This is a genomic window from Butyrivibrio sp. DSM 10294 (assembly GCF_028539135.1).
Classification (GTDB): Bacteria; Bacillota; Clostridia; order Lachnospirales; family Lachnospiraceae; genus Butyrivibrio.
Genome location: NZ_JANSWL010000088.1, coordinates 354,282 through 366,360, shown reverse-complemented (window position 1 = coordinate 366,360; position 12,079 = coordinate 354,282). Strand labels below are relative to the sequence as shown.

General features: G+C 42.7%; 8 protein-coding genes and 1 tRNA gene. 8 read left to right on the top strand and 1 reads right to left on the bottom strand.

Annotated features, from left to right (window positions below; all coding sequences use genetic code 11):
• Window positions 1-454: 454 nt before the first annotated feature.
• The 4 genes from serC to glgB all read left to right on the top strand — a co-directional run bounded on the left by serC (window position 455) and on the right by glgB (window position 6,645).
• Entirely contained in the window at window positions 455-1,534 is a 1,080-nt protein-coding gene (serC, locus tag NXH67_RS17700; protein ID WP_022778439.1) for a 3-phosphoserine/phosphohydroxythreonine transaminase, read from the top strand.
• 20 nt (window positions 1,535-1,554) lie between these two features.
• The gene (locus NXH67_RS17695; protein ID WP_272798215.1) at window positions 1,555-2,724 is read left to right on the top strand and encodes a phosphoglycerate dehydrogenase; all 1,170 of its coding nucleotides are present in this window, start codon (window positions 1,555-1,557) and stop codon (window positions 2,722-2,724) included.
• A gap of 96 nt (window positions 2,725-2,820) precedes the next feature.
• Window positions 2,821-4,071, top strand: coding sequence for a DUF1015 domain-containing protein (locus tag NXH67_RS17690; RefSeq protein ID WP_272798214.1), 1,251 nt, complete (start codon window positions 2,821-2,823; stop codon window positions 4,069-4,071).
• 69 nt (window positions 4,072-4,140) lie between these two features.
• Complete coding sequence (gene glgB / locus NXH67_RS17685) at window positions 4,141-6,645, top strand: 1,4-alpha-glucan branching protein GlgB (protein WP_272798213.1); 2,505 nt, start codon at window positions 4,141-4,143, stop codon at window positions 6,643-6,645.
• 55 nt (window positions 6,646-6,700) lie between these two features.
• Here glgB and NXH67_RS17680 read toward each other — a convergent pair.
• Window positions 6,701-6,773, bottom strand: a tRNA-Thr gene (locus tag NXH67_RS17680).
• A gap of 162 nt (window positions 6,774-6,935) precedes the next feature.
• Between NXH67_RS17680 and NXH67_RS17675 the strand changes: the two genes are divergently transcribed.
• Genes NXH67_RS17675 through hemZ form a run of 4 tightly spaced genes read left to right on the top strand, consistent with a single transcriptional unit; the run spans window position 6,936 to window position 12,015 of the window.
• Complete coding sequence (locus NXH67_RS17675; RefSeq protein WP_022778436.1) at window positions 6,936-7,460, top strand: adenine phosphoribosyltransferase; 525 nt, start codon at window positions 6,936-6,938, stop codon at window positions 7,458-7,460.
• A gap of 5 nt (window positions 7,461-7,465) precedes the next feature.
• A complete protein-coding gene (locus tag NXH67_RS17670; protein ID WP_022778435.1) occupies window positions 7,466-9,754 on the top strand; it encodes a RelA/SpoT family protein in 2,289 nt (762 codons plus the stop codon).
• Window positions 9,754-10,422, top strand: a complete 669-nt coding sequence (locus tag NXH67_RS17665; RefSeq protein ID WP_272798212.1) for an MBL fold metallo-hydrolase — start codon at window positions 9,754-9,756, stop codon at window positions 10,420-10,422. Before NXH67_RS17670 ends, NXH67_RS17665 begins: the two co-directional genes overlap by 1 nt.
• Before the next feature lie 30 nt (window positions 10,423-10,452).
• Window positions 10,453-12,015 (top strand): coproporphyrinogen dehydrogenase HemZ, encoded by a 1,563-nt coding sequence (gene hemZ / locus NXH67_RS17660; RefSeq protein WP_272798211.1) that lies wholly within the window; start codon window positions 10,453-10,455, stop codon window positions 12,013-12,015.
• Window positions 12,016-12,079 lie beyond the last annotated feature (64 nt).

The following is a 12,079-nucleotide window of genomic DNA, read 5'->3' as shown; positions in this document are numbered from 1 at the left end:
GATAAACTCTGAGATTGACAGACTAAAACATCAATTTTGTTATGATGCTTTAGTCTGTATTTATTTAATAATCTTTTAACTTTTCATTTCGAATTTTATAATTTAAAATATTAAATAACATCAATTATGGAATCACGTTCTTGACAAATTTTGAATCAAGGTTAAAATGATATTAATTTATTTATTTACCAATTCAACTTGTTAAAGTATTTGCCTTGGCGAAGTGTCAAAATCCATGCCCCGGCGGTTTCGAATCCAAGTCCTAAGTTGAGCGATTTTAGTGCTACGGAGATGAAACCTAAAAATCAAATGCCTTATGCATTTGATTTTTTGCCCAGGGTTCAGCGTAGTGTTCAGCACTATGAGCGATACTTAGGATTTGGATTTGAAACCGCCGGGGCATGGATTTTGACACAAACCAATCTAAACATAAAAGTGTAGGAGGAATACTAAATTGTCACGAGTTTATAATTTTTCAGCTGGTCCGGCAGTGCTTCCGGAAGAAGTTTTGAAACAGGCTGCAGCAGAGATGCTTGATTACAATGGCTGCGGTATGTCCATCAATGAGATGAGCCACAGATCCAAGACCTTTGACAGCGTTATTCAGACTGCCGAGCAGGATATCAGAGATCTTATGAATATTCCTGACAATTACAAGGTTCTCTTTTTACAGGGCGGAGCCAGCCAGCAGTTCGCAGCTGTTCCTCTTAACCTTATGAAGAACAAGAAGGCTGCTTACATCATCACCGGCCAGTGGGCCAAGAAGGCATATCAGGAGGCTCAGAAGTACGGAGAGGCCATCGAGGTTGCATCAAGTGCAGATAAGACCTTCTCGTATATTCCTGATTGCTCAGATCTTGATATTCCTGAGGATGCTGATTACGTATATATCTGCGAGAACAATACAATCTACGGAACCAAGTTCAAGACTCTTCCCAACACCAAGGGACATATTCTTGTATCTGATGTTTCTTCATGCTTCCTTTCAGAACCCGTTGATGTTACCAAGTACGGTGTTATCTACGGTGGTGTTCAGAAGAACGTAGGACCTGCAGGCCTTGTTATTTCCATTATCAGAGAAGACCTCATCACAGATGATGTTCCTTCTTACACACCTACAATGCTTAAGTGGAAGACACAGGCTGACAACGGTTCACTTTACAATACACCTAACTGCTGGAGCATCTATATGTGCGGACTGGTATTCAAGTGGCTCAAGGAGCAGGGCGGCCTTACTGAGATGCAGAAGAGAAACGAGGAGAAGGCAGCTGTTCTGTACAACTATCTTGATCAGAGCAAGATGTTCAAGGGAACAGTAAGACCTGAGGACAGATCACTTATGAATGTTCCTTTTGTTACAGATTCAGAGGAGCTCAATGCCAAGTTTATCGCTGAGGCTACCAAGGCAGGCTTTGTAAGCCTTAAGGGCCACAGAACAGTAGGCGGCATGAGAGCAAGTATTTACAACGCTATGCCTATTGAGGGCGTTAAGAAGCTTGTAGACTTCATGAACGAGTTTGAGAAGAATAACTAATAGAATCGGAGGACAGAGACTTGTACAAGTATAAATGTTTAAATCCCATCGCTAAGATCGGCCTTAATAATTTCACAGATCAGTATCAGGCTGTAGACAGTGTAGATGAAGCAGAAGGTATTCTTGTAAGAAGCGCCAATATGCTTGAGATGGAGTTTTCAGATACTCTTCTTGCTGTTGCAAGAGCCGGCGCAGGCGTTAACAATATTCCTTTAGAGAGATGTGCTCAGAAGGGTATCGTTGTCTTCAATACACCCGGAGCAAATGCAAATGGTGTTAAAGAGATGGTTCTCGCAGCAATGCTCATCGCATCAAGAGACATCATCGGCGGAACAGAGTGGGTTAAGGCAAACGCAGGTGATCCTGACATCGCCAGACTCACCGAGAAGTCCAAAAAGAAATTTGCAGGAACTGAGATTTTAGGCAAGAAGCTCGGAATCATCGGCCTTGGAGCTATCGGTGTAAGAGTTGCCAATGCTGCAAGACAGCTGGGAATGGAAGTATACGGATACGATCCATATCTTTCAATTGACGCTGCATGGAGACTTTCATCTGATGTTAAGCATGTAACAAATGTAGATGACATTTACTCCAAATGTGATATCATCACAATCCATGTACCTGCTCTTGATTCAACCAAGGGTATGATTAATGCAGATGCTATTGCTAAGATGAAGAAGGGCGTTATCATACTTAACCTGGCAAGAGACATCCTTTGCAATGAGGTTGATATTCTTGCGGGTATTAATTCAGGCAAGATCCGCAAGTATGTAACTGACTTCCCGAACCCTACAACTGCAGGTCATGACGGATGTATCGTTATTCCTCACCTTGGAGCTTCTACAGAGGAGTCAGAAGATAACTGCGCAGTTAAGGCTGTCCTTGAGCTCAAAGACTACCTTGAGAACGGCAACATCAGCAACTCAGTTAATCTTCCTAACTGCGACATGGGCGTTTGCCATGGCCCTCGTCTTGCGATTATCCATAAGAATGTTGCTAACATGATCAGTCAGTTCTCAACACTTCTTGGTGATGCAGGTTACAATATCTCTGATATGACCAATAAGTCCAGAGGCGACTATGCTTATACTCTTATTGATCTTGAGGACGAGATCGAGGATGCTCTTGTAAGCAAAATGGAAAAGATTGATGACGTTATAAGAGTCAGAATCGTTAGAAAAGACGTATAAATACAGCATTTATGCTATAATATTCGGGTGGGAACGGCTGCCGACGTGCTTAGCGTTCCTACCCGATTATTTTATAAGAACGGAGGATAGAAAAAAGTGGCTGATATCAAACCATTTAAAGCTTACAGGCCTTGCGGGGAGAAGGCTCAGACTATAGCTTCTTTGCCATATGATGTTTTTAACAGACAGGAAGCATATGAGAAGGTGCAGAAAGAACCTGAATCTTTCCTGGCTATCGACAGGCCTGAGACTCAGTTTGAACCGGAGCATGATATGTATGCTCCTGAAGTGTATCAGAAGGCGCATGATATGCTCTGGGAGAAAATAGAAAAGGGCGACTTCATTCAGGATGAGAAGCCCTGCTACTATATATATGAACAGACAATGAATGGCAGGACACAGACCGGAATTGTTGCCTGCGCTTCCATAGAAGATTATCTTAAGGGCGTTATCAAGAAACATGAGAACACCAGGGCAGATAAGGAAGAGGACAGAATCAAACACGTATATAACTGCGAGGCTCAGACCGGGCCTATTTTCCTGTGCTACAGAGAGAACAGACTTCTTTCTGAGCTGGTGTCCAGGGTAAAAGAGGTTGATACACCCGTCTATGATTTCACATCTGAGGACGGAGTGCTCAACAGAGTATGGGTTATCGATGATCTTGAGGAAACAGAGACAATCTGCCGCGTATTTGTGACAATTGATTCTGTCTATATAGCCGATGGTCATCACAGATGCGCTTCCGCGGTGAAGGTTGGCCTTAAGAAAAGAGAAGAAAACGAGGGCAAGGTAAGAGGCAAGCTTAAGTCTGAATACTTCCTTTCCGTTCTTTTCCCGGACAGTGATCTTATGATCATGGATTATAACAGAGTGGTTAAGGATCTGAATGGGCTGTCTGCAAGCGAATTCATGGATAAGCTCTCTGAGAAATTCGATATTACAGAGGAAAAAGAGCAGGTTCATCCTGAAAATAAGGGCGAATTTGGACTTTTTCTTGAAGATAAGTGGTACAGGCTTGCAATCCATAAGGAGATCGTTCCCGATGATGCGGTTGAAGGTCTGGATGTTTCCGTTCTTCAGAATGAAGTATTGTCACCTATTCTGGGTATAGGGGATCCCAGAACTGATAAGAGAATTGATTTCGTAGGTGGAATCAGAGGGCTTGGTGAGCTTGAGAACAGATGCCACAAGGATATGAAGCTTGCTTTTTCAATGCATCCAACATCAATTGGAGAACTCTTTGCAGTAGCTGATGCGGGAAGGCTGATGCCTCCTAAATCAACCTGGTTTGAGCCCAAGCTTCTTAGCGGGTTATTTATACACGATATTTGTGGTACAATTTAGTGTGAATTTGAATAGTGTACTGACTAATCAGTCAATAGACAAATTTTTAATAATTCGGAGGGGAAATAAGTGAATAATAAACTTTACAAGATGATGAACTGGCCTGAGATAGAGGAGATCATTTATTCAGATGGGGACAATCCACACAGAATACTTGGTGCTCATAAAGTGGGGAACAGCTATCTTATTCAGGCATTTTATCCTGATGCGCAGAAAGTAAGCGTTTATATTGAGAACCAGAAGAAGACCTTTGAAATGGAACTGGCGGATGAAGCAGGTTTTTTTGCCACTATTATTCCTTATGTTGATAAATTGAAATACAAACTTATCATCGAATATCCCGACGGCAGACAGGAAAAGAAGGATGACCCTTATGCCTTTGGGCCTCTTATGGACAGAGAGGATTTCATCAAACTCGGAAGTGGTATTCACTATCATATCTTTGAAAAATTGGGAGCTCATCCTATGAAGAGAAACGGCGTTGAGGGCACATCTTTTGCTGTATGGGCACCTTCAGCTGCCAGAGTCAGTGTTATCGGCGACTTCAATGATTGGGACGGAAGAGTGTGCCAGATGCACAGACTTGATCCTATTGGAGTTTTCGAGATCTTTATTCCCGGTGCAAAGGAAAATGACGGCTATCAGTTTGAGATCAAGACAAGATCCGGCCTTGTAATGAAGAGGCCTGATCCATATGCTGTTGAGTCCAAAGGCGAGAACGGTGTTATTTCCGTTATCAAGAATGTTAAGTCAATTGCATGGAACGATGACAAGTGGATGGCTGCAAGAAGGAAGTTTAATGTGGATGAGGATCCTCTTTCAATCTGTGAGATTTCTCTTGAGGCCTTTGCCGGAAGACATGGCAAAAAGAGCAGCATGGATGAAGTTACTGGCGATGTTCTCGAATATGTACAGAACCACGGCTTTAATACAGTTGAGCTTATGCCTGTAATGAAGCATGTTCCCGGACATTTCTATCATATTCTTGATTTTTTTGCACTGGATGAGAGCAGTGGAACTCAGGAAGAGTTCATGAAGTTTGTTGATACGATGCATCAGAATGGCATAAGAGTAATCCTTGACTGGGTTCCTACATTCTTCCCCAAGGCTTCCTGCGGCCTTTCTGATTTTGACGGAAGAACGCTTTATGAGTATTCTGATCCCAGAATCGGTATTCATCCCAAGTCCGGGGATCTGATCTTTGATTATGGCAGGAAGGAAGTTACCAATTTCCTTATTTCCAATGCCCTGTACTGGATTGAGAAATTCCACATTGATGGACTCAGAACTTCTGATGTGTCCAGAATTCTCTATCTCGACTACGACAGAAAGCCCGGTGAGTGGATGCCTAATATCTACGGCGGTAATGAGAATCTTGAGGCTCTTGAATTCCTCAAGCAGCTCAACACCATTATCCACAAGGATGAACCCGGTGTTCTCGTAATTACTAAAGAGACTGCTTGCTGGCCTCAGGTTACTGACAGCGTTGATGATGGCGGTCTTGGCTTTGATTATAAATGGAACAACGGCTGGACCCATGATTTCCTTGACTATATGCAAAATGATCCTTTGTTTAGGTCGGGGCATCATGACGAGGTTACTTTCAGCCTTATTTACAGCTATACAGAGAGATTTATACTTGCCTTTACTCATGAGAACCTTGAAAAAGGACTTGAGGGCTTGTACTATCTTATGCCCGGTGATTCTTCACAGAAGATGGCTAACTTGAGACTGGCACTTAGCTTTATGATGGTTCATCCCGGAAGAAAACACCTGTATATGGAACCTGATGCCCTTACTATTGATCAGGCTGTATTTGTTGAGAATCTTCTTAAGACACTTAACGAACTGTATTTCAAGCATGATGCACTTCATCAGCTTGACAGCTCTGATAGCGGATTTGAGTGGATAAACGACCTTGCTTCCAATGAATGTATGCTTTCTTTTGTAAGAAAGAGCGACAGCGACAAGGAGACTCTTCTTGTGGTTGCAAATATGGCTGGCGTTGAGAGAGACTTCGAAATTGGTGTTCCTGTAGACGGACGTTATACAGAGATATTTAACTCAGACAATATTAGCTTCGGCGGCACCGGAATTCTTAACGAAGGTCGCATGGAAGCTAAGAGAAAGCAGGTTGACGGAAGGGATTATTCTATTTCCATTAAGCTTGCTCCCGCTTCAATCTCTATCTTTAACTATGTTCCTTACACAGAGCAGGAGAAGAAGATCCGCGCCATCAAGGAAGAGGAAGAGATCAAGAAAGAAGCTGAGCGCCAGGAGAGCCTCAGAGCTCTTCAGGAGAGAAGAGACGAGGAACAGGCAAGACTTCTCGAAGAACTCAGACTTAAATATGAGAGAGAACTTGCAGAGCAGGAGAAGGCTATCGAAGCCAAGTACGAGAAGATTGAAGAAGAGAGAATCTTCAGTATCGTTACAGAGGAAGCGGTAAAGAGCATTACTCCGGCTGCCAAAAAACCTGCTGCTAAAAAAACAGCTGCAAAGAAGACATCTGCTAACAAGACATCACAGAAGACTACCGGCAGAAAAGCTTCGACCGATAAGAAAAGTAAATAATATCGAATGAAATAACAAAAGCCGGAAGCAATAAATTTGCTACCGGCTTTTGACGAGCTGGAAAAGGGACTTGAACCCTCGACCTACTGATTACGAATCAGTTGCGCTACCGACTGCGCTATTCCAGCAGTTGTTAAATTGCGCTTAAATCAAGCACAAATTAGATTATACATTTTCTAAAACCCTTTTTCAAGGCTTTTAAAACTTAGATTTCTTAGAAATTAGTATATTTTCTACAATTTATGCTATAATAAAATGTCAAAGTTTTTTGATTAGGAAAGGAAATGACGATGAAAAAATTAGAAGATTACGTAAGAACGATACCCAATTTCCCTGAAGAGGGCATTATGTTCAGGGATATCACTTCTGTTTTACAGGATCCTGACGGGTTTAAGCTTGCTATAGATGAGATGCAGAATCTTGTAAAAGACCTTGATTTTGATGTTGTACTTGGTGCTGAGTCAAGAGGCTTTATCTTCAGCGCACCTATAGCATACAACAGAGGCAAGGCTCTTGTGCCTGTTCGTAAGAAAGGCAAGCTCCCCTGCGATACTATCGAGGTTGAATATGATCTTGAGTATGGCAAGGCTGTTCTTGAGCTTCACAAGGATTCAATCAAGCCCGGACAGAAGGTTCTTCTTGTAGATGACCTTATGGCTACAGGCGGAACTATCGAAGCTATGATCAAGCTCGTTGAGAGACTTGGCGGTGAGGTTGCCGGAATCCTTGTACTTATGGAGCTTAAGGGCCTCAACGGAAGAGAAAGACTTAAGGACTACAGACTTGATGCAGCTATCAGCTACGAAGGGAAGTAATTTTAATGGCGCAGCATTTTGACGACGGAAAAATTGAGGCCATTAAGGAGTTTCAGAGCCCTGACGTGCTGTATGAGGGACTTATTCAGAGGGTGAGAAAATATCACCCTTCTGATGATATCTCACTCATTGAGAAGGCATATCAGCTGGCAGATGACGCTCACAAGGACCAGAGACGCAAATCGGGTGAACCATATATCATTCACCCTCTTTGTGTTGCCATTATCCTTGCTGACCTGGAGATGGACAAAGAGACTATCGCTGCAGGGCTTCTTCATGATGTCGTTGAAGACACCATTCTTACTAAAGAAGAAATTGAAAAAGAATTCGGTGCCGATGTTGCCCTTTTGGTTGACGGTGTAACCAAACTGACTGCTTTACAGCTGTCATCTGATTCACCGGACAATACTAACAAAACACAGGAACAGATCGATATGCAGGCTCAGAACCTGCGCAAGATGTTCCTTGCTATGGCTAAGGATATAAGAGTTATCCTCATCAAACTTGCGGACAGACTTCATAATATGAGGACTCTTAATCATATGCCTCCCGAGAAACAGCAGAGAATTGCTCAGGAAACAATAGATATTTATTCACCTATTGCTTCAAGACTCGGTATCAGCAGGATCAAGGTTGAGCTTGACGATCTTTCACTCAAGTATCTTAAACCGGATGTTTACTATGAGCTGGTTGACAAGGTTGCACAGCGCAAGAGTGAGAGAGAAAGATATGTTGAAGAAATCTGTAAGAGCGTTCGCGATGCTATCAAGGATGCCGGAATCATCGGAGAAGTCAACGGAAGAGTCAAGCATTTCTTCAGCATCTACAAAAAGATGCGCAATCAGAACAAGACTCTTGATCAGATATATGATCTTTTTGCTATAAGAATTATTGTTGAGACTGTCAAGGATTGCTATGCGGCTCTTGGCGTTATCCATGAGATGTACAAGCCTATACCGGGTAGATTCAAGGATTACATCGCCATGCCCAAGCCCAATATGTATCAGTCTCTTCACACAACACTGATTGGACAGACCGGTCAGCCTTTTGAAATCCAGATTCGTACCTATGATATGCACAGAGCTGCTGAATACGGTATCGCAGCCCATTGGAAATACAAAGAGACCTCCGATGGCAAGAAGGCTGAGAACGGTGAGGAAGAGAAGCTCATATGGCTTCGCCAGATTCTTGAGTGGCAACAGGACATGTCGGATAACCAGGAGTTCATGACTCTGCTTAAGTCCGATCTTAACCTGTTCTCTGAGGATGTATATTGCTTTACACCTACGGGAGAAGTTAAGAATCTGCCTGCAGGCTCTACACCTATTGATTTTGCTTACAGTGTTCACAGCGCAGTAGGTAACAAGATGATAGGCGCCAAGGTCAATGGCAAGCTGGTTCCCATTGATTATAAGATTCAGAACGGCGACAGAATTGAAATCATCACCAGCCAGAATTCAAGGGGACCAAGCCGAGACTGGCTCGCTATTGCCAAGGCTTCTTCTACCAAGAACAAGATCAATCAGTGGTTCAGAAATGAATTTAAGGAAGAGAACATCTCAAAGGGACGAGATCTTCTTATTGAATATTGCAGAAGTAAGGGAATAGATCTTTTTGCTATTTCCAAACCTGAGATTCAGAACATTGTTATCAAGAAATACGGATTCCATGATTGGAATGCTGTACTTGCAGCAGTCGGACACGGAGGACTCAAGGAAGGCCAGATCATCAACAAAATGCTTGAGCTTGGAGAGAAAGAGCACAAGCGCAATATTACGGATGAAGAGGTTCTTGCTGCAGTTGCGGAGTCCAATGTAACACCTCAGATATCCGGCCATGATAACGCCATTATCGTTAAAGGTGTACATGACGTTGCGGTTCGTTTCTCTAAGTGTTGTAATCCCGTACCCGGTGATGAAATCTGCGGATTTGTTACCAGAGGACGAGGCGTTTCAATACACAGAAGAGACTGCGTCAATGTCATCAAGATGCAGGAAGAGGATAAGACAAGACTTATTGAAGCCAAATGGCAATCAGATACTTCCGGAGACGGCAAGTATGCTGCTACAATCAAAATCTTTGCCAACAACAGATCAGGTCTACTTGCAGACGTATCAAGAACTCTTTCGGAGAAGGATATTGATATTCTGTCAATGAATACCAGAACCAGCAAGCAGGGACTTGCAACAATGGAGACTTCCTTCCAGGTATCTTCAAGGGATCAGCTCCGTGACATCGTTGAGAAGATCAGACAGATCGACTCCGTTATCGACATCGAAAGGACAACAGGCTGATGAGCAAACAGAATCTACAGGTCGGAGCAATGACACTTGGTATGGTGGGAACCAACTGCTACTTTGTCTTTGATGACGAAAAGACATTTGAAGACGGCAAGAAGCATGTTATTTTCTTTGATCCCGCCGACAGAGGTGAGATGATATATGACAAGCTTACCGAGAAGGGCTTTGTTGTAGACCTTATTCTGCTTACACATGGGCATTTCGATCATATTGGCGGAGCCGAGAAGCTAAGACAGCTTACCGGTGCCAGGATTGGCTGCCATGAAAAAGAGATGGCAATGTGCAAAGATCCTTACCTCAATCTTTCCAATGATTACGGTATGAGACTTACCATAACTCCTGATGATTTCTACAGAGACGGAGAAGAGATTGAGGCTGCCGGCATGAAGTGCAAGGTTATTTTTACTCCCGGACATACTTCCGGCGGGTGCTGTTATTATTTCGAGGAAGCCGGAATTCTTATCTGTGGCGACACTCTTTTTGAGGAGTCGGTGGGAAGAACCGATTTCCCTACAAGTTCCACAGGCGAACTTATCAGATCCATTCGTGAGAAGCTCTTTGTACTTCCGGATGATACTTATGTTTATCCGGGGCATGGTGAGATGACCACCATAGGTCATGAGAGAGTTTACAATCCCTTCTGCGGAGAGGATTATACTTGATTTATTGAATGTATAAACGGAGAAATTAAAATGCAGGTTATTTACCTCAGTGAGGACAGGTTTCAGTATGACATTCATTCATTGTTCAAAGCATTCTATCCTATGGACAATGTCAGGATGATCGTGGGTAGACCCGGAGATAATGAAGACAAGGAGAAGGATATTTCTGATAATGATGAGATATCCTTTATTTATTTTGATATAAAGGAGTGCGAAGGAGGAAGCTGCGGAACCATAACCCTTAAGGTATCTGAGGACATTATGGATAGCGCAGACTTTTTTGACAAGGATAAAAATGCCCAGGGGGCAAGCCATTCCACCAACGGCGTTACGCAGGAACTGGATAATTCCAAGAATGCACTCAAGAAACTGATATACAAGGTTCTTAGCAGAAAAACCGGTAAGGAACTGCCATGGGGTAATCTTACAGGCATTAGGCCCACCAGAATCGCCATGAATATCGTGGACAAGGGCGGCAGCGATAATGAGATCAGGAAATATATGAAGGATATGTATTTTGTAAGTGATGAGAAGATTGATCTCAGCATCAGAATTGCCAGACGTGAGAAGGAAATTCTTAAGGATATCGATTATGAGAACGGCTATAGCTTATATATAGGAATTCCTTTTTGCCCTACGACCTGTCTGTATTGTTCGTTCACATCTTATCCGATTGGAGCCTACAAGAATATTGTAGGAGACTATATTAAATGTCTTAAGAAGGAAATAGACTATGTGGCTGACGCCTTCGAAGGTAAGACACTGGATACAATATATGTAGGCGGAGGAACACCTACAACACTTTTGCCGGATCAGATTGATGAGCTATTGGGATATGTTCACAAGAAACTTGATACATCCAGAGTAAAAGAGTTTACAGTTGAATCCGGAAGACCGGACTCCATAACCAGGGAAAAGCTACAGGCTATGAAGAGACAAGGGTGCGACAGAATCTCGGTCAACCCGCAGACTATGAGAGATGAGACCTTGAAACTCATCGGAAGACAGCACAATGTGGCTCAGCTTATAGATTCTTTCCATATGGCAAGAGAAGAGGGCTTTGATAATATCAACATGGATATCATCCTGGGACTTCCCGGTGAGACTTCAGAGGATGTGCGATACACAATGGATGAGATTAAAAAACTCGGTCCCGATGATCTTACGGTTCATTCGCTGGCAATAAAGAGAGGATCAAGGCTTGCTGAGATACTCAAGGAGAAGGAAATTCGAGGATTCTCGCAAAAAGGCGATGTTGCTTCATTTAATAATACAGAAGAAATGATGAAGATTGCTGCATTCGGTGCAGCCGATATGGGGCTTACTCCATATTATCTCTACAGGCAGAAGAATATCAGCGGAAATTTTGAGAATACAGGCTATGCAGCACCGGGCAAAGCCGGAATATATAACATCCTAATTAATGAAGAAGTTCAGTCAATTGTAGCTCTTGGAGCCGGCACTGTCACTAAGAGAGTATACGGATATGATGGCAGGATTGAACGCTGTGACAATGTTAAGGATGTGAAATTATACATGGAACAGATCGATGAAATGATAAATAGAAAACGTGAACTATTTAGCGATAAATAATTAACGTATGAATATTTGTTCACATAATTGGAAACCAAAAATATTATAATTGTGATAAAACGCA

Coding starts and splice junctions, on each gene's coding strand:
- NXH67_RS17675 (WP_022778436.1), top strand. CDS start 6,936: ATGAAAAAATTAGAAGATTACGTAAGAACGATACCCAATTTCCCTGAA.
- NXH67_RS17670 (WP_022778435.1), top strand. CDS start 7,466: ATGGCGCAGCATTTTGACGACGGAAAAATTGAGGCCATTAAGGAGTTT.
- NXH67_RS17665 (WP_272798212.1), top strand. CDS start 9,754: ATGAGCAAACAGAATCTACAGGTCGGAGCAATGACACTTGGTATGGTG.
- hemZ (WP_272798211.1), top strand. CDS start 10,453: ATGCAGGTTATTTACCTCAGTGAGGACAGGTTTCAGTATGACATTCAT.